Source organism: Bacillus cereus group sp. MG4, assembly GCF_040460055.1.
Taxonomy (GTDB): Bacteria; Bacillota; Bacilli; order Bacillales; family Bacillaceae_G; genus Bacillus_A; species Bacillus_A wiedmannii.
Genome location: NZ_JARVGZ010000001.1, coordinates 3,274,388 through 3,299,810, shown reverse-complemented (window position 1 = coordinate 3,299,810; position 25,423 = coordinate 3,274,388). Strand labels below are relative to the sequence as shown.

The window sequence follows — 25,423 nt, the reverse complement described above, 5'->3', positions numbered from 1 at the left end:
CGGTTATTTTAAACAATGAAATTTCGAAAACAAAAAGCTCCTTCAATTAAGAAAGGAGCTCAAGGGCACGTGCTGGCCAATCGGTAATAATGACATCCACGCCATAGTCAATCATAGTTTGTAAATCTTTGTATTCGTTAATCGTATAAGGGCGGAAAACGTACCCTTGATTTTGTGCAAATTGGACAAATTCTTTTGTTAATAATTGAAAGTTTGGGTGTAAACCAGTTGCGTTTCTATTTTTTGCTTCAGCAATCGGATCAGCAAGTGGTGTGTCATATAAAATTGCTCTCGGGATTTCAGGAGCTATTTCTGCTAATAATGAAACAGAGTCGTGGTTAAATGATGAGAATACAATTTGATTAGATAGATGGTATTCACGAACGAGAGCAACAGCTTTTTCTTCAATAGTTGGATAGTGGATAACATCTGTTTTTAACTCAATATTGAGCTGTAAATTTGTCGTAGATAACCAAATGAATACTTCACGTAACGTTGGGATTTTTGCTTCATGGAAAGAAGGTTCTTTATGGCTACCAGCATCTAAAGCTTGTAATTCCGCTACCGTTTTTTCAGAAACAAGACCTATGCCATTTGTTGTGCGATCTACTGTTTCATCGTGAATCACGACAAGTTCACCATCTTTTGATAGGTGGACATCAAGCTCAATTCCGTGGGCACCAATGCGTTCTGCTTCTTGGAAGGCAATCATCGTATTTTCTGGATGTGTTCCTTTTACCCCGCGGTGGGCGAAAATAAGTGGTTTATTCATACGGAAATCTCCTTATCGTTTCTTTTCTTTCATTATGAAACTGCTTTTGGAAAAATACAATTGAATGGGATAAACATTTACAAAAGTCTAACAGTTGCGCAAAAGTTAACGTTAACGTAAAATGTAATAATCGAGTGAAGGGAGGAATAAACATGTATAAAATTGATGAAGTCACAAAGCAAGTTGGTTTAACAAAACGTACACTTCGTTATTATGAGGAAATTGGTTTAATTCATCCCCCTGAACGTAGTGAGGGGAACATTCGCCTGTATACGGACGAGGACATCGCTAGAATTAAAAGGATTGTAGAAGCGAAAGAAGTATTAGGGATTACACTTCAAGAAATGCAACATTTTTTATCGTTAAAAGAAAGAATGGAGCAAAGAAGAAATAGTGAGAATCCTCGTGACCGCGAAGTGATTCAAGAAATTAAAGAGATGCTTGAAAAACAAGTGCAAACGCTAGACGAGAAAATGGAGCAAATGCAGCGTGTAAAGGCGGAACTCGAAGATAGCCTACATCGTGCAGCGACATTTTTAGAGAGTACAAAAGGAGAATGATCAAAATGGAGAGCAAACAAAAATTAGGGAGATTGATTACAGTGGTGGCTACCTTCCTTGCCTTTTCGGGTATAGGGGTAGTCGACCCAATCTTACCAAGTATTGCTGAGCAAATTGGTGCATCGCATTGGCAAGTAGAGATGTTATTTACAGCATATATTTTAACGATGGCAATTATGATGTTACCAGCTGGAATATTCGCATCAAGATTTGGTGATAAACGAATGATGACGATCGGTCTTGCGATTGTAACTGTATTTGCGTTTATATGCGGTATATCGCAAACGATTGCCCAATTATCTATTTTCCGCGCGGGGTGGGGATTAGGAAATGCGATGTTCTTCGCAACGGCGATGACATTATTGATTGCATTAAGTAAAGAAGTTCATGAAGCAGTAGGACTATATGAAGCAGCTATCGGTTTAGGGATGGCAGGCGGACCGTTATTAGGCGGGATATTAGGTGGACATTCTTGGCGTTACCCATTTTTTGCGACGAGTATTTTAATTTTCTTAGCATTTATTTTAGTTTTCTTTTTTGTAAAAGAACCGGAGCGAAAAGTGAAACGTAAAGCGGCAGGCGTAGGGGAATTACTTAACCTGGTGAAATATAAACCGTTTATGCAAGGTGCGATTTCAGGAATGTTATACTACTACGGATTTTTCGTTGTGCTAGCATATTCACCACTTATTATGCATTTATCTGCTATTCAATTAGGGTTTGTATTTTGCGGATGGGGATTAGCGTTAGCTTACGGTTCTGCAATTTTGGCCCATAAGCTAGAAGGGAAATATGAACCGAAAGCATTGTTGAAAGGTAGTTTACTCGTATTTGCGCTTTTCTTAATCGCACTATTCTTCGTGAAAGTTATGTGGTTACAAATTGTATTAATTGTTCTATCGGGATTAGCATCTGGATTAAATAATGCATTATTTACAAGTTATGTAATGGATATTTCACCTTATGAAAGATCTGTTACATCAGGTGTTTATAACTTCGTTCGTTGGTTAGGTGGCGCAATTGCTCCAATCTTATCAGGAATTATCGGCCACACTGTTTCACCGCAAAGTCCGTTTTTAGTCGGTGGAATTGTTGTGTTAGTCGGTTGTGTAATGATTTTAATTCCGGTTCGAAAACCAGTAGAAGTAGAGACAAAAGCCCTTTCTTAAGAAAGGGTTTTCTTTCCTATTACAGGGCAATTCCTTTTCGTACATATGTTAGAACCCTCTGACTAAAATATATTTTCGGTATTTTTGTACTTTTAACTATACTTTTTGGATGTTTTGTTTTATTTTTGTTAGGGGACATTAATGATGTCCCTATTATAAATTTGCATTGAAAGGCGTGATTGTACGATGGAACTATGGTTCACTGAAAAACAAACAAAACATTTTGGGATTACGGCGCGTATTAACCGCACATTACATACGGAGCAAACAGAATTCCAAAAACTTGATATGGTTGAAACGGAAGAGTTCGGAAACATGCTTATTTTAGATGGCATGGTTATGACAACAGAAAAAGATGAGTTCGTTTATCATGAAATGGTAGCGCACGTACCTTTATTTACACATCCAAACCCTGAAAACGTATTAGTTGTAGGTGGTGGCGATGGCGGTGTTATTCGTGAAGTGTTAAAACACCCAAGCGTAAAGAAAGCAACTCTTGTTGAAATCGATGGAAAAGTAATTGAGTACTCTAAACAATACTTACCATCAATTGCAGGCGCACTAGATAATGAGCGTGTAGAAGTAAAAGTAGGAGACGGTTTCCTACACATTGCAGAAAGCGAAAATGAATATGACGTAATTATGGTAGATTCTACTGAGCCAGTAGGACCAGCAGTAAATCTATTTACAAAAGGATTCTACGCTGGAATCTCTAAAGCGTTAAAAGAAGATGGTATTTTCGTTGCACAAACGGACAACCCTTGGTTCACACCAGAACTAATTACAACTGTGTTTAAAGACGTAAAGGAGATCTTCCCAATTACTCGTTTATACACAGCGAACATTCCAACTTACCCAAGTGGTCTTTGGACGTTCACAATTGGATCTAAAAAACATGATCCATTAGAAGTGAGTGAAGAGCGTTTCCACGAAATCGAAACGAAATACTACACAAAAGAATTACACAATGCAGCATTCGCATTACCGAAATTTGTTGGCGATTTAATTAAGTAAGAAATCGAGTTTGAACAAATATAGTGTAGGTAGCTCATTTAAGGTGTTTGTCCAGAAGACTTGAACATGCTAGCTACTTACACTCCTGTAAAGAAAATTGTCTTCTTATTGTTAAAAAAGAAGACACCGGTAAATCGAGAAAGAGGAGCAGCTCGCTCCAAATTTGAGAAATAATGAAAGGTTGGGATACCTTAAGTTCCACACAAGGAGGAAAAGAGTATGCGTTTTGATGAAGCTTATTCAGGTAAAGTATTTATTAAAAGTCATCCAAGTTTTGAAGAGTCAGAGGCAGTTATTTACGGGATGCCAATGGATTGGACAGTAAGCTACCGTCCAGGTTCTCGTTTTGGCCCTGCACGTATTCGTGAAGTGTCAATCGGTCTTGAAGAATATAGCCCATATTTAGATCGTGAACTAGAAGAGGTAAAATATTTTGATGCGGGTGATATTCCATTACCATTTGGAAATCCACAGCGTAGCATAGACATGATTGAAGAGTATGTATCAAAACTTTTAGATGCCGATAAGTTTCCACTAGGTCTCGGCGGTGAGCACTTAGTGTCTTGGCCAATTTTTAAGGCAATGGCAAAAAAATATCCGGATTTAGCAATCATCCATATGGATGCCCATACTGATTTACGTGAATCGTATGAAGGGGAGCCTTTATCCCACTCTACACCTATTCGTAAAGTGTGCGATTTAATTGGTCCGGAAAACGTATATTCTTTCGGTATTCGTTCTGGAATGAAGGAAGAATTCGAATGGGCAAAAGAAGTAGGTATGAACTTATATAAATTTGACGTATTAGAACCGTTAAAAGAAGTATTACCGAAGCTTGCAGGACGCCCAGTTTATGTCACAATCGACATTGACGTATTAGACCCAGCTCACGCCCCAGGAACAGGAACGTTAGAAGCTGGAGGTATCACATCTAAAGAATTATTAGATTCCATCGTGGCAATTGCAAATTCAAATATAAATGTAGTTGGAGCAGACTTAGTAGAAGTAGCTCCTGTCTACGACCATAGTGATCAAACACCAGTCGCAGCAAGCAAATTCGTGCGGGAAATGCTGCTCGGTTGGGTGAAATAAAAGTGAAGCCGACTGTTTAGACACGGTGACTAATGTTCTTTCCTGCAAAAGGTGCTTTTTACCTTTTGGCAGGAAAGGTTCTTAGACGCAAGGGTCTAGGAGGCGTAACTGGATAGAATAAAAGCGGAAGTGGCTCGTTTAGAATGTGAGGGGGATGGAGCTTCAGACGTAGAGGCGCTTTTTGCCTCGAAGGAAGAAGCGAAGCCACCGATCATTCTGGCCGTTCCGTTGTAGTTGGATAAAATAAGAGCCTCCTATATGAATAGGGAATTCTTATTTTGTCGTTATGTGTCGGTAAGTCGATATATTTGAAAAATCGCTAATATAATTTCATTTACCGTTACATGACAAGAAAAAGAGCTACTCTCAAACAATGAGAATAGCTCTTTTTCTTATGCAACTTTTTCTTCCGAAGTAATGCCGCGAATTTCATCAGCAGAACGAATTGGATATTTGCGGAATACGATTGATCCGATGTATCCAACAATAGTGGTAACGATTCCACATAATACAGCAGCAATTGTTACTTTTACAACGTCATTAAATCCGAATAAGACAAGAAGTCCTGGGATTGGTGATGCTGTTCCTGGCGCATTATTAACGAGCTGGAACAGAGAGGTAATAATACCAGCAAGCGCACCGCCAACGAAGTTTGTCGCATAAATTGGAATTGGATTTGCTGAAACAACATCGGCTTGTGTTAAAGGCTCGATTGCTACAGCGATTGTGTCTTTCTTTGAACAAATTTTTAGTCGTTTAAAGAAAATAAAGTTCATTGGGGCTGAGGCTGCTACGGCAAGACTACCAATTGCCATTGGTAAACCTGTTAATCCTAGCATTGCAGTTAGTGCCATAGAACTTAATGGAGAGGTAGAAATAACTGTTATTAATCCACCAAGCATAATACCCATAATGATAGGACTTTCTGTAGTTGCAACTGAAATCATAGAACCGATTTTACCGAGCGTTGCGTTCACGAGCGGATCCATAAGCATGGCCATTCCGCGTGAGATTGGTGCGGCAATAAATAAAATTGCTAAAAATTCTACACCAGCCGGTAATTTCTTTTCGAGAAATTTCACGACGAAAGCGCAAACGTATCCAGCGAAAAATCCTGGTAAAATACCGAATCCGCTAGTAGCGATACCGATTAAAACAGCATATACGGGTGAAACACCGATTGCTAGTGCGACTAAAATTGCCGCTGCGACACCGCTCATACTACCAGAAGCTTCTCCTACTGATTGTAAAAAGTCATTATGAAACATCTCTCCACCGATATAACGGTGAAATGCTTCAATAAGAAAACTTGCGATTGCTGCATTAGCTAAAGCACCCATTGCTTTCATTCCGTAAGGAGCACGGTAACTAAAAAGTGTAAATAGACAAAGTACAACAAGTAATAGTGCTAAACCTTGCAAGATAGCCATTTGAAAACTGTCTCCTTTGATTTTTATAATAAAAATTTGTATCATTCAATAATAATATAAAAGTTCATGAAACGGAAAATTTTTTATTGGGAAATTGCTATAAGTTGAAAAACCCTTACAATAATGTAAGGAAAGTGTAAGACTTTTCAATAGAGTATAGTATGCCTTTTTCCGTATAATACAGGTATAGACATAAGATTAGTGAGAAAGAAGTGCAAACAGGAGGCGCATGTATGAAATTGGTAATTAAAGTTTTAGCTGTATTCGCCATTATTTTAGGTGGAACAGCGTACTATTTAAACACGAAAACAGAAGGTGTGCATGCTTTTGTAGACAACTTCTTTTCAAATAAAGAAATACAAGATTATTATGCGGTTATAAATAAAGGTGAGAAAAAAGACGGTGAATACTTGTATACATTTAAAGGGTATACAGAAGACGGAAAGTTACAAGTTGTGAAAAGAATGATGAACCGTGAATTGCATACGGGGGCGTTTATAAAAATTTATGCAAAAGGTATGCAAGGAAAAGGATGGGCTGAAATCCCAAAAGAATCAATTCCGCAAAAAGCGTTGGAAAAAATAGAAAAACCGTAAAAGGAGCGAATCGTTCGCTCCTTTTTTAGTGCGTTAAAATGGTGATAGCTGAATTCTCTTTATTAGAAATGATTTTTGCACGTCCACCAATTGGGAAAGTGAAAATCGGGGTTGTATGCCCGAAACTTGCGTTTGCAATGATAGGTATATGTGTAAGTTCAGGCTTTGAAGCAATCATTTCTTGAATGTCTTCTATCGTACATTCTGCACCTTTTTGCATCTTTCCTATAACGATGCCTTTTACATGTTCAAAGTCAGGTTGCTGCATAAGAGAATGTAAATAACGATCAAAAGTGTTAAGGGTAGCTTTTCCAGTTAAACTATCCTCCTCAAGAAATAATATTTTCCCCTGTAAGTTTGGCATATATGGTGTACCTTGTAGTAAATTCAATGTACTCATATTACCACCGATAATCTCTCCAGTTGCTTCGCCTTCATGAATCGAAATATAACCTTCATTTGTAATGAATTCTCGATTTTCCTGATCTATATACCAAGAATCATCGCTCCACGTTTCAGATGGTAGGACTTCAATAGGCTTATTAGAAGTTAAGCATTGTAAAAAGTAATCAGTCGTATATTCGAGACCTTTCTCCATTCCAAATGAAGAGAAATGGGGTCCTGAAAATGTAATAAGTCCTGTTTTTGTGTAAATTGCATTATTTAAAGCGGTAATATCAGAATAGCCACAGAAAAATTTCGAGTTTTCTCGAATTAAATCATAATCGAGATGTTTCAATAAACCATTAGAGTTGTATCCGCCAAGTGTTGTCAAAATGGCTTTTACATTAGGGTCTCTAAATGCCTCGTGGAGGTCTTGAACACGTGAAGAAATAGAAGAGGAAGCAAATCGATCTATCTCATCAGCATATGTTGAGAATGTAACTTGAAAGCCCATATCGGTTAATCTTTTCATAGCAAGCTCTTGGTTCGTATTTGAGACAATACTTAGACTACAAGATGGTGAAATAACTCTAATTTTATCACCTTTTTTCAATTTTGTTGGTAGCACATAATTCACCTCTTTAAATGAAAGAATATTTAGATTTAAAAAATATTTTATCATATGAAATAAGGTGAAGGTGAATTATTTTTTGAAAAGGAGTTTTCCTGATTTTTCAGCAGACAGACAGAGGTTTTTTTTGATATGATAGGAAAAGTGATTTATTATATACATTATTTAATATCTATAACATGTGAAGGGTGTGCAAGACGTGGAGAAACAACTTGCAGGCTTGCCGGTACACGTTCATTTCGTAACAGAAATCCGTGAAGGGGCGAGGAAGGAAACCGTTGCTTTTGAAGCAAATGGTCAATACTATGTAAAAGGTCAAGGTACATATGTAACATTCCAAGAGCCGAACGAACAGGGCGAAGTGAAAACAATTATTAAAATTCAAGATGAACAAGTTCTCATTATGCGTTCAGGTGCTGTTTCAATGCGTCAAACGCATGTGAAAGGTGAATGGACAACTGGTACGTATACGAGTGAACTTGGTACGTTTGCATTGCAAACGAAAACTGATAACGTTCTTTTTAAATGGTCGGATGAAAAGAAAAAAGGACAACTTTTCTTAACGTACGCATTGCTTCTAAGTGAACAAGAAGCTGGCAGATATACAATTACACTTAATTTGAAGGAGGCAAAATAATGAATTCTTTAGAACAAGTAAAAGGATTGATTAAAGAAGAAATTCAAGCTGCTGTATTAAAGGCAGAATTAGCGACAGAAGAACAGATTCCAAACGTTGTATTAGAATCTCCAAAAGATAAAACAAATGGTGACTTCTCTACAAATATGGCAATGCAACTTGCACGCGTTGCGAAAAAAGCACCTCGTATGATTGCAGAAGAATTAGTTGCAAACTTCGATAAAGCAAAAGCTTCTATTGAAAAAATTGAAATCGCAGGACCTGGTTTCATTAACTTCTACATGGATAATAGCTACTTAACAGACTTAATCCCAACAATCGTTAACGCTGGCGAAGCTTACGGTGAAACGAATACTGGTAAAGGTGAAAAAGTACAAATTGAGTTCGTATCTGCGAACCCAACAGGTGACCTTCACTTAGGACATGCACGTGGTGCGGCAGTAGGTGACACTTTATGTAACGTATTAGCAAAAGCAGGATACGATGTATCTCGTGAGTACTACATTAATGACGCTGGTAACCAAATTCATAACTTAGCTCTTTCTGTTGAAGCTCGTTACATGCAAGCTTTAGGCCTAGAGAAAGAAATGCCAGAAGACGGATACCATGGTGCGGACATCATTGGAATCGGTAAGCGTTTAGCTGAAGAGTTTGGCGATCGTTATGCAAAAGCTGATGCTGAAGAAAGCTATGAGTTCTATCGTTCATACGGTTTAAAATATGAGTTAGCAAAACTTCAAAAAGACTTAGAAAGCTTCCGTGTTAAGTTTGATGTATGGTTCTCAGAAACATCATTATACAAAAACGGAAAAATCGATGCTGCACTTGCAGTATTAAAAGAGCGTGACGAGATCTTTGAAGAAGGCGGTGCAACTTGGTTCCGTTCTATGACTTACGGTGACGACAAAAACCGTGTATTAATTAAAAAAGACGGTTCTTACACATACTTAACGCCAGATATCGCTTACCATCGTGATAAATTAGAGCGTGGTTTCGATAAGTTAATCAACATTTGGGGTGCTGACCACCACGGTTACATTCCTCGTATGAAAGCTGCTATTCAAGCGCTTGGTTACGATAAAGAAACACTTGAAGTAGAAATCATCCAAATGGTACAACTGTACCAAAATGGTGAAAAAATGAAGATGAGTAAGCGTACAGGTAAAGCAGTTACACTTCGTGAGCTTATGGAAGAAGTAGGCGTGGACGCAATGCGTTACTTCTTCGCAATGCGTAGCGGTGATTCTCATTTAGACTTTGATATGGACTTAGCTGTATCAAAATCTAATGAAAACCCAGTATACTATGCACAGTATGCTCATGCTCGCGTATGCAGTATCCTTCGTCAAGGTGAAGAGTTAGGACTAGCTGCAGGTGGAGATGTGAACTACAAACTTGTTACTTCTGAGAAAGAAGTAGAGTTACTGAAAAAACTTGGTGAATTCCCAGCTGTAGTTGCGGATGCAGCGCAAAAACGTCTGCCACACCGCATTACAAGCTATGCATTTGAATTAGCAGCAACATTACACAGCTTCTACAATGCAGAAAAAGTATTAAACCAAGATAACTTAGAATTAAGTAAAGCTCGCTATGAGTTAATGAAAGCAGTACGCACTACACTTCAAAACTCATTAGCAATCGTAGGAGTATCTGCACCAGAAAAAATGTAATAAAAAAAAGCGGAAGCGGCTCGTTCAGAATAGGAAGACGCGAAGCCACCGAGTATTCTAACCGATTTTTCGTTTTCAGTAAAAGGCAATCACACGATGTTGTGATTGCCTTTTTGTATGGAGATAATAAAAAAATAAAATTTTATCAAACAAAAGGAGAATTTGCGTCGTCTTATATAAATGACAGGAGGTTTAAGATGGAAGAAAAGGTAGAAGAATTAATTGATATATATAAGCAGCAAATATATTCCTTATGCTATAAATTAGCAAAAACGAAAGAAGATGCAGAAGATATTTTTCAAGAGACTTGGATAAAAGTTTTTTCCTCTCGGCACCAGCTTTCTTGCGTGGAAAATTATAAAAAATGGATTACTACAATTTGTGTTCGTGCGTTTTATGACTTTTATCGTAAGAAGAAAAGGTGGAAAGATCGCGTATTGGATTTGTTTCATAAAGAGGATGGTGGAGAAATCGATTTCGCAGATGAAGTGAATATATCAGAAGAATTTATTCAAAAAGTGGAAGCGGAAATGATACGGGAAGTTATACAGCTATTGAATGAAAAATATAAAACCGTGCTCGTACTCTACTATTATGAACAATACTCTTATAAAGAAATGAGCGAAATATTAAATATACCGATTGGTACGGTGAAATACCGCCTTAATTATGCGAAGAAGCAAATGCGGGAACATTTGGAGGGGTTCGTTTATGACGGAAGATAAGTTTGATCAGAAGATAAGGAGCAGCTTAGCTGAAGACATGATTCCAAGCGAAGAGCTGATAAATAATACGAAACAGAGCGTACGAAATGCTCGAAAATTAGAGAAGAGATGGGTTATTTGTATTCATGCGATTTGGATTATTTTATTAACAATTGTTATGGAGCAGTTTGTCACTCATTTGAATCATAAAGTCCCTATGTTGATAGCAAGTTTGATTATGATGCATCTATACGTTCCTATATATGTTGTCATACAGTCATTTTTAAAGAAGGAGTATAAATTACATGATAGAGTTCGCTAATCCATTTGTAGTATTTGAGATAGCTGGGATTACAATGCTTTTAACTTTTATAGCACTTTTAGTATGTGTAGCATCATGGGTGTATACAGATGCGAAAACGCGTGGGATAAGTAAGTGGTGGAGTGTTATATCGATTGTATTGCCATTTTTTATTGGAGTTTTGTTATATATGATACGAAGAAGTAACAAGAAAATAGAAGGAGAACATACGATGAGGGCTATGAAAAAACAAAAGATAACATTAGTTGTCATATTTGCAAGTGCGATGTTTGTATTACTGAGCGGCTTTGCTTTCGTTCAAACGTTAGATGATATGTGGAGAGCTGGTGATATATATTTAGAAAATGAGAAGCAAGGGGAGACCAGTTATGAGGCAAAATTCTCATCATGGGATATTGCTGGGAAAGATATTGAACTTGAGTATGAAAAAGATACAGAAGTAACATTTTCTTATGAGACAGATGCAAAACGTGGGAATTTATGCTTTAGTTTGCATGAAAGACAAGGAGAAGGTATAAGAGAGTTAAAAGAGATCTGTGAATCGAAAAAAGGTACTTTCAAAGCTACATTAAAGGCAAATGAAAAGTATGTATTTAATATAAGTGGTGTATTGGTGAAAGATGGTTTTGTAAAAGTGAATTGGGAAATAAAATAAAGGGCCTTGAGAAAGGCCCTTTATTTTATTGGATTGTATACGTAACGGAAAAGCTAACAGGACTATAGTAAACGAAAGGTGCATGAAATTGAACATACATATTTCCATCTGTTTTTGCAGTGAAAATTCGGCCGTAACCATCAGAATAGCTCCCAATAAGGTTATGACTTGAGTCATAAACACTGTAACTAGGAGTTTTACTGTTAGGTTGAATTGTTAGTTCCTGTCCTTTTTGGAGGAAAATAGGTTCTTGTTCAGAACTACTTCCAGTTTGTAAAGAATAAAATTTTGTAAAACTTTGTTCTTGAGTGGCAGCAGCGACTTTTGTTTCAGGAATAAAAGCGGTAGCGCCAGTAATTCCTGCTAAAGTTAAAGCACTAGCTAAAATCATTTTTTTCATAGTAGAAAAAACCTCCTTATTAGTTGTAATCATTTTTGTTACACTTAATATTGTATAGGATAATGGGCAGGAGGAAATATGCTTTTATGCATATATATATTTTCTCAATAAAAGACCACCGATAAAAATCAGTGGTCTTTTAAATGATTAAGCAGCTTTCTGTTCAGTTTGAGCAACAGATTTTTGAAGTGTATTATAAACTCCTGTCCCGATAACTTCTAATGCCATTTTCATACGTTCAGGCGAAATGTTTTCTAACACATTATCTTGAGGTGTATGGTATACCTTCTCAATATGATAGATTAATGGATTCCAACTATCGACACCCATCCAAATAAATAGGGCGGCAGGAATACCAACTTCAGCAAATGGCACGTGATCACTGGAGCCGAATTTTCCTTGCAGTACGAGGTCATTATTTAATTGTTTACCTGCTTGTAAGGCTGCGTCTGTTACAAGGTTTGGAGAACCGTTAGGCGTCATAGCATATAAATTCTTTGCTTTATCGTAATTTGTTGCAACCATGTCTGCGTTAAAGACACCTAAAATTCGATCGCGTTCTTTTTGGGATAGACTATTAACGTAATAATCGGAGCCAAGTAAGCCAGTCTCTTCAGAACCAAAAGCAATAAAACGAATTTCTTTATCAGTTTCTACATTTTGAAAAGCACGAGCTAGTTCTAATACTAATCCTGTACCAGAAGCATTATCATTTGCTCCAGGTGCTCCAACGACACTATCATAGTGCGAACTTACAACGACAGCTTTTTCATTACCTGTGCTGTTTTTTGGTTTCTTTTTAGCGATGACATTAAGTGATGTTAAGTTAGATTCATGTCTCGCTTTTAGAGAAAGAAGAGTGGTCCCCTTTTTAGCGATTTCCTCTTTAAATGCATTTCCTTGTGCATAAGCAAGACCAAAGACAGGGATAGACTGCTTTTTCGTTAGGCGGGGATTGAAGGTTTGTCCATAATTTCCGCGTCCGCCAATTAAACTGTATAAAAGGATACCTTTTGCTCCTTTGCTAACAGCATTTTCAACTTGTTTATTATAGTCTGCAACTGTTGTTCCTCTTTCAAATAGAACAATTTTTCCGTTTACTTCATTTGGGATATCCTCTAATTTTGTTCCACCTTGAACAAAGATAAGAGGAGCTGTAACAGCTTCTGTAGAAATTAGTGCGTTAGGGGCAGCGCCGGCTTGCCAATTACGTTTTGTGGATAATGGTGATTCAATAAATCCAACGTATTGATCCGGCACTTGAAATGGTTGATATTCTACTTCATAGCCCATTGATTTAAGCTGCATACCAACGTAGCGAGAAGCCCATTCTTCTGATTTTGTCCCACCAGGGCGAGGACCAATTGTTTCGGATAAGAAACGGATGTGTTCGATGGCGCGGCTTGCATCAACTTGTTTTGTGATAGGTGAAGTCTGTGTGATTTCTGACGTGGAATCAGCTTTGGCTTGTCCAATTGGAGCTAAGCTAACAGCGAGTGATACAGCAAGCAAAGAGCTTACTATTTTTTGTTTCAAAGATTTTTTCATTTTTTCCTCTCCTATTCTTCTATTCTCTCTGACTGACAAAAGAAGACGGATAACGACTTTATTTTACCGTCACCTTTATTATTTTTCAATATTCTGACATTGAGAAATAAAAAAACGCTATATGCATATTTGCATATTTTTGATGGAGATATGTATGCTATCATTTTAAATGAAGGTTCGCTTTCTGCTTGGAAAGCTCCTACATTGCATGAATCTAGTGTACCCAAACTTTAGATTATGTAGAGAAAAGAATCCTATAGGGTTTCTTTTCTCATGTTTGAATCATGTGATGATAAATATGTTTCCGCATTTCATACTTATTATCAGTGATATATGTAAGGCATCCATATGAAAATACGAGGCTGTTCAAAGGTTTTCCGTACTTTTGGGCAGCCTCACCCCGTTAAAAGGACGATACTCTATGTATCGTCCTTTTTTGGCATAAAAAAACACCTAATCAAATGTTCATTTGATTAGGTGTGAAAAACTATTAATAATATTTTTTTCGTTTTGTAGCTAAAATACTTAACAAACCAGCTAGTAGAAGTACGATGCCTACTGTTTGAGTAGGATCATTTTTGTGACCTGTATTTGGAAGTTCTTTACCCTTATTTCGGTCATCTTGCTGTTTGTTTATTTGTGTGTCAGGGTTTTCTTTTTCTAGTTCTTCAGAAGTTCCTTTACCATGTGTGTCAGGATTTCCTTTTTCTAGTTCTTCAGAAGTTTCTTTTCCTGTTTCCTCTTCTTTATTAGGAGGAGTAATTGGTTTATCATCTCCACCGGATGAAGAATCGATTTTTTTATTTGAAACTGTAACTTGTAGTGGTGCAGCTTGAGCTTTTTCAATTGTAAAGTTTATTGGTGATGCATCTAATTGATAGTCTTTAGGAGCCTTTGTTTCCACTAATTGATAATTACCAGGTTTCAAATCATTTACGATTAATTTACCATGCCCGTCTGTTTGTAAACCTTCTCGTACTACTTTTCCGTCGTGATCTAAAATATTGAAAAGGGCACCTGCAAGTGTTCCATGGTGATCAATATCAATTTTAGTTAACTCCATTGAACCTGTTGTTAAACTATTTAAAGCTGTAACAGAAGTAACTTGAGATTGTCCTTTCGTAATTGTGAAAGGAATTGGCTTAGCACTTAAATCGTATCCAATAGGAGCCTTCGTTTCAACGAAATGATAGTCTCCCGGACGTAAATCAGAAACAGAAATTTTTCCATCTTTATCAGTAGTTAAATCAGAACGAACATCATTGCCGTTATGATCAACGATTTTAAAGATAGCTCCTTCCAGAGTAGAGTTGTCAATGTCGTCGACTTTAGTTAATTCAACAGCGCCCTTCGTTAAGCTATTTGTAGCAGTAACAGAAGCTTTAGTCGTTTGACTCTTTTCAACAGTAAACTTGATAGGATTTTGATTTAAGTCGTAATGGTTAGGAGCCTTTGTTTCAATAAACTGATAGTCTCCCGGACGTAAATCAGAAACAGAGATTTTGCCGTCTTTATCAGTAGTTAAATCAGAACGAACGTTGTGCCCGTTCATATCGACGATTTTAAATACTGCATCTTTAAGGACAGAACGGTCAACGTCATCTACTTTAGAAAGTTCAACAGCACCCTTAGTTAAGCTATTTGTAGCAGTAACAGAAGCAATTTTTTCTTGTCCTTTTTTAACTGTGAACTTAATAGGTGTTTCGTTTAAGTCATAGTGATTAGGAGCTTTTGTTTCGATAAACTCATAGTCTCCTGGTGGTAATTCATCCACAACTAAACGGCCGTTTTTATCAGTAGTTAAATCAGTACGGACGTCGTGTCCATCCTTATTAACAATTTTAAATACCGCACCTTCAAGTGTTGTGTTTTCTTCAACATCGTCAACTTTAATTAACTCCACACTACCTTTCGTTAAGCTGTTCGTAGCTGTAACGAAGACATGTTTTGTTTGACTTCTTTCGATTGTGAACTTAATCGGCTCTTCATTTAAGTCATAATGTTTCGGAGCTTTCGTTTCAATAAATTGATAGTCTCCGGGTTGTAAGTCTTTAGCGATGATTTTTCCATCTTTATTGGTAACTAAATTCGTACGAATATCGTTCCCGTTCATATCAGTAATTTTAAATACCGCACCTTCTAGCGTTTCTTTCGCATCTAGAGAGTCAACTTTCGTTAATTCCACGCCACCTTTAGTTAAGCCATTTTTAGCAGTAACGGAAACGTGAGCTGGTTGGCTTTTCTCGATAGTGAAAGGAATCGGTGTTTTATTTAAATCATAATCTTTAGGAGCTTTCGTTTCAACGAATTGATAATCTCCTGGTCGTAAATTAGAAGCAGAAACTTTCCCGTCTTTATCAGTAGTTAAATTCGTGCGAACAACTTTACCTTTCGCATCAATGATGTTAAATACTGCATCAGAAAGTTTTGTATCTGGATTTATATCATCCACTTTAATTAATTCAACAGTACCTTCAATTAAGCTGTTAGTAGCAGTGACTTGTAGCTTCTCTGCTTGGCTTTTCTTAATTGTAAATTTAAGCGGTGTACTATCTAATTTATAATGTTCAGGAGCTTTTATTTCAATAAACTGATAGTCCCCTGGACGTAAATCAGGAACAGAGATTTTTCCATCTTTAACAGTAGTTAAGTCAGTACGAACATCATTGTTTTTGTCATCAACAATTTTAAATACTGCACCTTCAAGAGCTGTACCGTCGATATCATCCACTTTAGAAAGCTCTACCGCACCTTTTGTTAAACTATTTTTAGCAGTAACAGAAATCGGTTCAGCTTGTCCTTTTTCAATAGTAAAAGGAATCGGTTCTTTATTTAAATCGTAGTGTTTCGGAGCTTTCGTCTCGATGAATTGATAATCACCCGGACGTAAGTCAGAAACGCTAATTTTACCTTGTGAATTTGTAGTAAGATTCTTGCGGATTACAGTTCCATTCATATCAACAATGTTGAATACTGCGCCTTCAAGAGTAGTACCATCGACGTCGTCCACTTTAGTAAGTTCAACGCCGCCTTTTGTTAAACTATTTTTCATAGTAACAGTAGCAATATCTTTCTGGCTTTTTTCAACTGTAACTACAATTGGCTTTTTGTCTAAATCATAATGTTTAGGAGCCGTTGTTTCGACAAATTGATACGTACCAGGACGTAAGTTTTCAACAATGATTTTTCCTTCACTGTTCGTTTTTAAATCCGTTTTAAGTACTTTCCCGTTTTGATCTAGTAAATTAAACACAGCATTGGCGAGTTTTGTTTGATCGTTTAAATCATCAACTTTAATTAATTCGATACTGCCTTGTTTTAAACTATTTTTAGCAGTTAAAGAAATAGTTTTCTTTTGTCCTTTTTCAATAGTGAAATTGATTGGTGTTTCATCTAAAACGTAATGCTTAGGAGCTTCTGTTTCGATGAATTGGTAATCACCAGGACGTAGGTCGTTAATTTCGATCTTCCCTTTACCATTTGTAACAAGGTCTTTATGAATTACAGTCCCATTCATATCAACAATGTTAAATACTGCACCTTCAAGGGTAGTGTCATCGATGTCATCTACTTTAGAAAGTTCCACTGCACCTTTTGTTAGAGCGTTTTTAGCCGTAACATGAAGAGTTTCAGTTTGGCTTTTCTTAATTGTAAATTCGATCGGTTTTTTATTTAAATCGTAATGTTCAGGAGCAGCTGTTTCAATAAACTTATACGTATCAGGACGTAGATTTTCAACAACAATTTTTCCTTCAGCATTTGTTTTTAAGCCTTCTTCAACTATCTCTCCGTCTGCATCTAATAAATTAAATACAGCATTAGCGAGCTTCGTATCAGTATCAATATCGTCAATTTTTGTTAATTCCACGCTACCTTTTTTCAACGTATTTTTACCTGTAACAGTAATTTTTTCCGTTTGACTTCTTTCAATTGTAAATGGAATCGGTGTTTCGTCTAACATATAATGTTCGGGAGCAGCTGTTTCAATAAACTGATAGTCTCCTGGACGTAAATTAGAAACAGAAATTTCACCATTGTCGTTTGTAACAAGGTTTGTGCGAACTTCGTTACCCTTCATATCAACAATTTTAAATACTGCATCTTTCAGCATTGTACGATCGATGTCATCAATTTTTGTTAAAATGACGCCGCCTTTCGTTAAGCTGTTAGTAGCAGTAACGGTAATGTTTTCTTGTTGACTTTTTCCGATAGTGAACGGAATAGGGTTTTTGCTTAAATCATAGTCTTTTGGAGCTTTTACTTCAATAAATTGATAGTCACCCGGGCGTAAATCAGAAGCAGAAACTTTACCCTGTTCATCAGTAGTTAACCCTTTACGAACGACCTTTTTCGTATCATGAGCATCAACAATTATAAATTCTGCACCTTTAAGTGTAACGCCATCAACGTCATCCACTTTTGTTAAAGTGACGCCACCTGTAAGTAAACTATTTTTTACAGTGACAGGGATAGGAAGATCTTCCGTGCTACCTTTTTTAATCGTGAACTTAATCGGTGTTTGATCTAATTTATAATGTTCAGGGGCTTCTGTTTCAATAAATTGATAATCCCCTGGTGCTAAATCAGGAATAACTAGTACTCCATAATCATCTGTTTTTAAATCTTTCGCAATTTCTGTGCCAGTTGCGTCTTGTAATGTGAACACTGCGCCGGCAAGAGCAATACTACTTTCCACATCATCTTCTTTAATAAGTTTAACTTTTCCTTTCGTTAAACTATTTTTAAATGTAAGTGGAAGAAGCTTTTGTTGTCCTTTTTCGATTGTAAATTCAATAGGTTCTACATTTACATCGTAATAAGTTGGAGCCTTTGTTTCGATAAGTTTATAGTTACCAGGACGTAAGTCATCTACAACTAGCATTCCTTTACTATTCGTAACAAGTTCTGTACGAACAACTTCATTCGTATCTCTATTAACGATTTTAAATACTGCACCTTCAAGTGTTTCCTTTTCATCTGCAGCATTCACTTTTGTTAATTCAATACCGCCGTTTGTTAAGCTGTTTTTAGCCGTAACAGTAGCCGACGTTGTTTGACTTTCTGTAATCGTGAACTTGATCGGATTTGTATTCTTATCGTAATACTTTGGTGCTGTTACTTCGATTAATTTATAATCGCCAGGGCGTAAGCCAGTAGCGATAGCTTTACCATCCGCACCAGTTTTTACATTTTCGCGAATGACTTTCTTTTCATCATTAGCATCAACAATTTTAAATACGGCACCTTCAAGAGCTGTACCATCGATGTCATCAACTTTCGTTAATTCAACATCTCCTGGTTTTAAAGCATTTTCGGCTTTCACAAGTAGAGTCTCTTTTTGACTTCTATCGATTGTAAATGGAATCGGTGTTTCGTCTAGTACATAATGCTCTGGAGCCTTTGTTTCAATAAATTGATATTTACCAGGACGTAACTTATCAGCTTTTATTTTTCCATCAGCATCTGTAGTTAAGTCAGTACGAACGTCATTATTATTTACATCGACAATTTTAAATACAGCACCTGCTAGCGGCTTTTTCTGACTAAACTCATCAACTTTTAATAATTCGACATCTCCTGTTTTTAAACTGTTTGTTGCTGTAACAGTAGCAAAGGACTGTTGGCTTTTGTCGATTGTAAACTCGATAGGGTTTGCATTTAACACATAATCCTTAGGAGCTTCTGTTTCAACAAATTTATACGTACCAGGCTCTAAGTCTTTAACAGTTACTTTACCATCTGCGCCAGTTTTTACATTTTCGCGAATGACTTTCTTTTCATCATTAGCATCAACAATTTTAAATACGGCACCTGCAAGAGTTGTACCATCGATATCATCAGTTTTTGTTAAAGTGACGCCACCTTTAATGAGGTGATTTGTTGCTGTAACAGTAACTGCTTTCTTTTGACTTTTTACAATTGTAAACTCAATTGGTTTTTTATCTATGTCATAGTCTTTTGGAGCTTTTTCTTCAACAAATTGATAGTCTCCAGGACGTAAATCTTTTACTTCGATTTGTCCTTGGTCATTTGTCGTTAATTTTCCATAGCCAGGGATTATTTTGTTATTTCGATCTCGTACACTGAACTCCGCGCCTGCTAAAGTTTTTCCATCTTTATCGACCTTTTTTAAAATGGCCGATCCTGGAATCAAACTATTTGTTGCAGGTCGGTATACTACAGTCGTTTGATCTTCCTTGATTGTGAATCCAATAGGGGTACTGTTTAATTTATAATGCTCAGGAGCCTTTGTTTCTTGTAAGTAGTAAGTTCCAGGCTTTAAATTATCTACAGTAATTTGTCCTTTGTTATTTGTTGTTAATTCTTTATGTTCAGGAATGACTTGTTTGTTCTGATCTAGTAAAGAGAAAACAGCATGTTCAAGTTTTTCCCCACTCTTAGCATCAGTTTTTGTAAGTACTACTTTCCCGACAAACTTCTTATTTGTAAGAGTATATTTTGTAATTTCTTCAGAACCTAGCTCAACAAGTATACCTTCTTTTAATTCTTTACTAATTACATAACCTTTAGGTGCTTTCGTTTCTTTAATCATATATTTATCGCGTCGTAAGTTGTTAAACTTAGCGACACCATCATCACCTGTTGTAATTGGTCGAATAGCGGTTGTACCTGTTTGATCATATAAAGTAAATTCTGCTCCGGCTAATGGTACTTTTCTATCTTTATCATCAACCTTTATAATTTGAAGGCTTCCGCGTCCTTTACTAGCAGAACCACCTCCAGATCCAGAAGATACTTTAACTTCAACAAACTTAACATCTTCAGTTTTCGTTAATGTTAAACGGTGACCAGTAATCGTCGCTTTATTACTTACCCTTTCATTATGGTCTGCATTAATGAGTGAGCGGTATTCTAAAATATAAGCTCGATCAATGGTATGAAGGAATTCAACTTTAAACTGTTGTTTCCCCGTATCGTTGTCTGTTATTACTTTGAGTTTATAGTCTGTTCCTTCTTTTAATTCATTTGCTGTATCTTTCGTTAAAGTTCCATCCACGGCTACCGTTGTCGGATATAGATGGAAGGACTTTTCATCAAGCATTTGATTGTCTGTCGGTTCGTCTGTTACGACAGCATTTTCGATAGTTGATTGACTTGCATTAATAGAAACACTCCAATCAATATACTTGTCATTTTGTTTTGCTGTTTTCGTAACACCGCTACCACCATTTGTGATCTCAAATGCACCATGGACAGTAGTAACAGTTTTCGATCCATCTTTTAAATCGGCATAATTATCGTAGCGCTTATTAATTTGTTCACCTACCAGTGAAGTCTTAAAGCTAATATGATACGCCGTTTTAATTTCATTTTTAAAATGAATCGTTAATGTATTGTTATTATCTTTTGTTGGAGTTTCTATCGTATATTCGCTAGATGGAACAGGATCACCTACTTCAAATCCATGTGCACCACCAGTTAATTTCATATGTCGAACTTCAATAGATTCCGGCATTAATTTTTGGTTATCTCTTAGTACGTCAACGATGGAAGGGTCCTTAATCGTCATATTATTATAGTTAAAACCTATGTCCCATTTAATTTCTTTCGTTTGGGCATTGTAAGAACCGTATTTAAACCCGTTTCCTTTTGTGTAGTAATCCGGATCGAATTTATCATTGGATGAACTATTTTTATCGTCCCCATTTATATCTTTCCATGATAAATTTGCTGTATTTTTGAAGGATTTATTATCCTTCTCTTTGGATAGATTCTCGTAATTAAAGTCTGTTGTGTATGTGATAGTTAAAGTTTTATCCATATTAGACTTATAATCACCAGTTAGTTTTACTTCAAATCCCTTATCTGTTACATCAAGTGTGTAATCAAACTTTGGATCAAGCGTTCGCGAGCCGTCTGTAATTTTGAAACTATCTTTCTGTAACGTTAGGCCACCATAGTCAAACGTATCTTTGATAACAGCATCGTTTAACACGTAGTTGTTATCATTTACAATGATTGTCCACTTTGTTGTTTTCGCATTGTAATCTGTATCGCCTGCATTTTTATTATGTTTCTTTATGATGTTTTGTTGTTGTAATGTAACTTTGTTTGTTTTACTCCATTCACCATCTGCGATAATTTTATTTTCGATTTCGCCATCTTTTATGACATCATTCGTAGCTTTCGATGTATAAGTAATCACATAGGCACTATTAATATCTTCAGTAAACTGTAAATCAAATCCCTCATCGGTTTCTTTTACAGTAAAGTTTGTGGCATTGTCACCTGTAACAAGCTTTCCTGCATCATCGTAAGAAGCATTTTTTACCACGATAGAATTTTTATCAACTTTATGAGATTTATCCAAAATATCTTTTAAAAGCGCATCGGCTTTTTTAATATCTCTCTGGTCACCGTTGTAAGTGATCGTCCATTCAATCGTTTGCGTTTTTGGGTTGTACTTACTAGTTTTCTCTAGATGCGTACCGCGTGATACAGTTACAGTTGCCTCTGCAGCTACATCTTTTTGATTTTTGCTTGATACTTTTGCTTCATTTTTGAAACTAGTAACACTTTCATCCGTAATCTTTGTCGCATATTCAATTTCATATGCTTTATTCGTTTCCTTTTTAAAAGCGATATTTAATTTATCAGAGGATGAAGTAAGTTCATATTCTTCCTTAGGAACTTCTGCACCACGAGTTGTCTTTCCGTTAATATCTACCTCTAAATAATAAACTTTAATAGAATCTTCATTGAGACTTGCTCCATTTGGAATGTTATCTTGGAAGACAGCATTTGTCAGTTTATCTTTTGTCTTGTTCATTTCTACTGTCCAATTAATTTGATTCGTATTAATTGGTCTATCAGGTACACCTTTTTTATTTATAGATTGTGTTACTTTAGGTTTAAAATCAAGCTCAATAATAACGTCTTTTTCTTTAATAGGGAATGGGATTTGTTTTTCTGTAGTCCCTGTAATTTTTACTTCATTAAACTCCGTGCGAATGTTTAAATGTCCAGCTATATTAGGATAATCGTCAACATATTCATTAAAAGTCATCGTTACCTTGCCATCAGGCGTAACAACGAATGATCCAATCGTATTTCCTGTTCCATCTATTAAATCTTCTGTAATGGTATTGTGGACGATAAAGTATTCTGGGAGTTGGAAAGTAAAGTAATCACCTTCTTTGGCGTTCAGCGACTTTAAAATTTCCCATGTAAAATCGATTTGGGTAATAGAATCCGGATTTGGACGATTATCCGTATCATTAAATGGCTTACCATCCTTATCCGTTAGTGTGACACCTGTTAAAATATTTTCTGTAATTTGCTTAGGTGATGGATCTGGATTATCAACAGGTTGTTCTGTTGTTTTATCACCAGGATTCTTCGTAGGTTGCTCTGCATCGCCATTCTTTTTCTCTTCTGCAGGATGCTGAGCATCGTTGTTCTTTTTCTCTTCTGCAGGATGCTGAGCATCGTTGTTCTTTTTCTCTTCTGCAGGTTGCTGAGCATCGTTGTTCTTTTTCTCTTCTGCAGGTTGCTGAGCATCGTTGTTCTTTTTCTCTACCGCAGGTTGCTGAGCATCGTTGTTCTTTTTCTCTTCTGCAGGTTGCTGAGCTTCGCCATTCTTTTGCTCTTCCGTAGGTTGTTGGGCAGTATCCTTATTCGTAGTAGGGGAAGCTGGGTTATCTACTTGAACAGGAACTGAAATAGACTTAGCTGTTGTGCCTAGAGGGAATGAGAGTTGAACAGATTTTGCACCAGGCTTTAAATCAGGATTGAATACTGTATCAAAATTGATTTTTCCGTTAGCACCTTTGGAATCTTTTACTTGATCATTAAATACTAGTTTCATTTTGTTATCATTTGCTGTAACAAAATATTGACCAATAATTTGTTGATCTGCCATTAAATTTCCTTGTTTATCACTTTTAATTTTTAATGCTTTAGGTATTTGGAGCACTGTTGAGTCTGTTTGATGATCTTTTATTGACCAAGCATATTCTAGGTGAATGGTTGATCCTACTTGTATTAAGTTTTTAGGATTTAATGCTTCGTCAATAATATGGTTTGTTGTATCTTTCATTTCAACAGTGTCAAATAATGAATTGCCTGTTAATGTTTCCGCTTTTACTTGATTGTATGGAAAACTAGCAAGCTGTGAAAATAGTACGAATACAATTAAACATACATTGAAAAGTTTTTTCATTGTGCCTCCTTTATGAATCCTTCTATTGCATAAAAATGCTTTGTGAAGGGATTGTTTGTCATGGATCAATAGGACTGATGTGATGCCTCCTTTACTGCGTATACTCTTTAGGGAAAGTATTCATATTCGGTGCTTTGTAACGTAAAACAAAATGCATATTCTAATAATATAGGGAATGAATATACAATTTTCGACAAAAATTGTCGAATGAAATCCTGATAAGGAATGATATCAGACCTTTATAGGTTGTGACTTTTTACGTGGTTCTTTATAAAATAGGTACATGCAAAAAATATGCAGTGAAATGCTTAACCTACTTTATATTGATTTGTATTCTTGCAATGTACAAAGAGTCTTTATAAAGGTGAGTTTTACGATACATGCTAACCAAAATAATGTATCCAATTGTAAAAAAATCGTATTGAGGTAGTAATAAAATGTAGCTTGAATTTGGTCAGGATGAAGAAAATATGTACTGTCTAAAAGAGTATACAATTCGTAGATTAAAGCGTAGATAGCGTTTTATAATAAATAAGAACGCATTCCTTTAATCGATGCTATTAAATAAAAAAAGAAGGTACTCCCTTGATCATCTTTTATGAGAGATAATCATCAATCACCTTCGTTAAAAATTATATACGTAAATGAAAAAGAGTTCAACCGTATTGCCTCTTTTCAAAAAGTATGTAAAAAGAACCGCTTCCTACTAAGAAGCGGTTCTTTTTTATATTTCTGTTAAGATTATCGGCTCGCCGCGTGTTACGACAACTGTATGTTCACATTGTGCAACAAGGCTTTTATCAGGTGTAACGAATGTCCAACCATCATCGCCGCGCTCGATAATGTGATCAGCTTTCATAGAAATAAATGGTTCTACAGCGATAACAAGACCGTCTTTTAGAAGCGCATTATCCATTGGGTCAAAGTAGCTTAAAATGTGGTTTGGCGCTTCATGTAAGCTAAGACCAATACCGTGACCAGTTAAGTTTTGAATTACATTATATCCATTTTTATGTGCAAAGTTTGAAACAGCACGACCAATTTGATTTTGTTTGGAACCAGCTTTCACCTTTTTCATTGCTGCCCAAAATGCATCAACCGCTGCTTGGCAAAGCTTTTCTTTTGCTTCATCTTCGCCAAGTACAAATGAGATACCTGTATCTGCATAATAGCCATCAAGTGCAGCAGATACGTCGACATTTACTAAGTCGCCTTCTTTTAATACGCGATCTCCTGGAATGCCGTGAGCAACTTCTTCGTTTACACTAATACAAGTTACACCTGGGAAATCATATTCTTTTTCAGGTGCAGAAATAGCACCATGCTCATCTAATACTTTTTTACCGATCAAATCAAGCTCTTTCGTTGTCATACCTGGCTTCGCTTCTTTTTTCATTTCTTCACGTGCAAGTGCAACGATGCGGCCGATTTTTCGTAAGCCTTCTAAATCTTGTTCATTACGAATAATCATGAAAACCACTGTCCTTCCTCGAATATATATCTTACCCGATTGTATCATGTTTATTTTCGTCCTGCTACTCGCTTGCGGTATGTAGGTTGATTCCTCTCATAAGGAATACATGACAATTGTCATATCGATGTCATGACGCATCATACTGTTTCCTAAGTTTTCCAACACATACAATGTAAATATAA

At 36.4% G+C, this 25,423-nt stretch carries 17 protein-coding genes; 10 read left to right on the top strand and 7 right to left on the bottom strand.

What is annotated here, in order from left to right; genetic code table 11:
- Window positions 1-46: 46 nt before the first annotated feature.
- On the bottom strand, window positions 47-772 hold the full coding sequence (locus tag QCI41_RS17380) for a glycerophosphodiester phosphodiesterase (RefSeq protein WP_001039759.1): 726 nt from the start codon (window positions 770-772) through the stop codon (window positions 47-49).
- A gap of 152 nt (window positions 773-924) precedes the next feature.
- On the opposite strand from QCI41_RS17380, the gene QCI41_RS17375 reads away from it, so the two are divergent.
- From QCI41_RS17375 to speB, 4 genes are all read left to right on the top strand, one after another.
- The gene (locus QCI41_RS17375) at window positions 925-1,332 is read left to right on the top strand and encodes a MerR family transcriptional regulator (protein ID WP_000276564.1); all 408 of its coding nucleotides are present in this window, start codon (window positions 925-927) and stop codon (window positions 1,330-1,332) included.
- 5 nt (window positions 1,333-1,337) lie between these two features.
- Window positions 1,338-2,501: an MFS transporter gene (locus QCI41_RS17370; protein WP_060487953.1), complete on the top strand. Its 1,164-nt coding sequence runs from the start codon at window positions 1,338-1,340 to the stop codon at window positions 2,499-2,501.
- A 186-nt stretch (window positions 2,502-2,687) separates the two neighbouring features.
- Window positions 2,688-3,515: a polyamine aminopropyltransferase gene (speE, locus tag QCI41_RS17365; protein ID WP_000424696.1), complete on the top strand. Its 828-nt coding sequence runs from the start codon at window positions 2,688-2,690 to the stop codon at window positions 3,513-3,515.
- A gap of 219 nt (window positions 3,516-3,734) precedes the next feature.
- Window positions 3,735-4,607, top strand: a complete 873-nt coding sequence (speB, locus tag QCI41_RS17360; RefSeq protein ID WP_001209823.1) for an agmatinase — start codon at window positions 3,735-3,737, stop codon at window positions 4,605-4,607.
- A 392-nt stretch (window positions 4,608-4,999) separates the two neighbouring features.
- Here the strand turns inward: speB and QCI41_RS17355 are convergent, their stop codons facing one another.
- Window positions 5,000-6,037 carry a PTS sugar transporter subunit IIC gene (locus QCI41_RS17355; protein WP_000996323.1) on the bottom strand — a complete coding sequence of 346 codons (1,038 nt, stop codon included), beginning with the start codon at window positions 6,035-6,037 and terminating at the stop codon, window positions 5,000-5,002.
- 233 nt (window positions 6,038-6,270) lie between these two features.
- Here QCI41_RS17355 and QCI41_RS17350 point away from each other — a divergent pair, with 233 nt between their 5' ends.
- Window positions 6,271-6,633, top strand: coding sequence for a YxeA family protein (locus QCI41_RS17350; RefSeq protein ID WP_000779928.1), 363 nt, complete (start codon window positions 6,271-6,273; stop codon window positions 6,631-6,633).
- A gap of 25 nt (window positions 6,634-6,658) precedes the next feature.
- Here QCI41_RS17350 and QCI41_RS17345 read toward each other — a convergent pair whose 3' ends face one another.
- Entirely contained in the window at window positions 6,659-7,645 is a 987-nt protein-coding gene (locus QCI41_RS17345; protein ID WP_353837001.1) for a S66 family peptidase, read from the bottom strand.
- Window positions 7,646-7,847: 202 nt separating this feature from the next.
- Here QCI41_RS17345 and QCI41_RS17340 point away from each other — a divergent pair, with 202 nt between their 5' ends.
- The 5 genes from QCI41_RS17340 to QCI41_RS17320 all read left to right on the top strand — a co-directional run bounded on the left by QCI41_RS17340 (window position 7,848) and on the right by QCI41_RS17320 (window position 11,636).
- Window positions 7,848-8,285, top strand: coding sequence for a YwiB family protein (locus QCI41_RS17340; protein WP_000414868.1), 438 nt, complete (start codon window positions 7,848-7,850; stop codon window positions 8,283-8,285).
- On the top strand, window positions 8,285-9,955 hold the full coding sequence (gene argS / locus QCI41_RS17335; RefSeq protein ID WP_353837002.1) for an arginine--tRNA ligase: 1,671 nt from the start codon (window positions 8,285-8,287) through the stop codon (window positions 9,953-9,955). Before QCI41_RS17340 ends, argS begins: the two co-directional genes overlap by 1 nt.
- 197 nt (window positions 9,956-10,152) lie before the next feature.
- Window positions 10,153-10,680: an RNA polymerase sigma factor gene (locus QCI41_RS17330; RefSeq protein ID WP_000391645.1), complete on the top strand. Its 528-nt coding sequence runs from the start codon at window positions 10,153-10,155 to the stop codon at window positions 10,678-10,680.
- The gene (locus tag QCI41_RS17325; protein WP_353837003.1) at window positions 10,667-10,981 is read left to right on the top strand and encodes an anti-sigma factor; all 315 of its coding nucleotides are present in this window, start codon (window positions 10,667-10,669) and stop codon (window positions 10,979-10,981) included. The genes QCI41_RS17330 and QCI41_RS17325 overlap by 14 nt, the downstream gene beginning before the upstream one ends.
- A complete protein-coding gene (locus QCI41_RS17320; protein WP_353837004.1) occupies window positions 10,965-11,636 on the top strand; it encodes an ABA4-like family protein in 672 nt (223 codons plus the stop codon). The genes QCI41_RS17325 and QCI41_RS17320 overlap by 17 nt, the downstream gene beginning before the upstream one ends.
- A 25-nt stretch (window positions 11,637-11,661) precedes the next feature.
- On the opposite strand, the gene QCI41_RS17315 is transcribed toward QCI41_RS17320, so the two are convergent.
- From QCI41_RS17315 to map, 4 genes are all read right to left on the bottom strand, one after another.
- Window positions 11,662-12,036: a hypothetical protein gene (locus QCI41_RS17315; protein ID WP_353837005.1), complete on the bottom strand. Its 375-nt coding sequence runs from the start codon at window positions 12,034-12,036 to the stop codon at window positions 11,662-11,664.
- Between the two features lie 147 nt (window positions 12,037-12,183).
- Entirely contained in the window at window positions 12,184-13,584 is a 1,401-nt protein-coding gene (locus QCI41_RS17310) for a M28 family metallopeptidase (protein WP_353837006.1), read from the bottom strand.
- 490 nt (window positions 13,585-14,074) lie between these two features.
- Window positions 14,075-23,767, bottom strand: coding sequence for a SpaA isopeptide-forming pilin-related protein (locus QCI41_RS17305; RefSeq protein ID WP_353837007.1), 9,693 nt, complete (start codon window positions 23,765-23,767; stop codon window positions 14,075-14,077).
- Window positions 23,768-24,491: 724 nt separating this feature from the next.
- Entirely contained in the window at window positions 24,492-25,286 is a 795-nt protein-coding gene (gene map / locus QCI41_RS17300; RefSeq protein WP_002096176.1) for a type I methionyl aminopeptidase, read from the bottom strand.
- Between the last annotated feature and the right edge of the window lie 137 nt (window positions 25,287-25,423).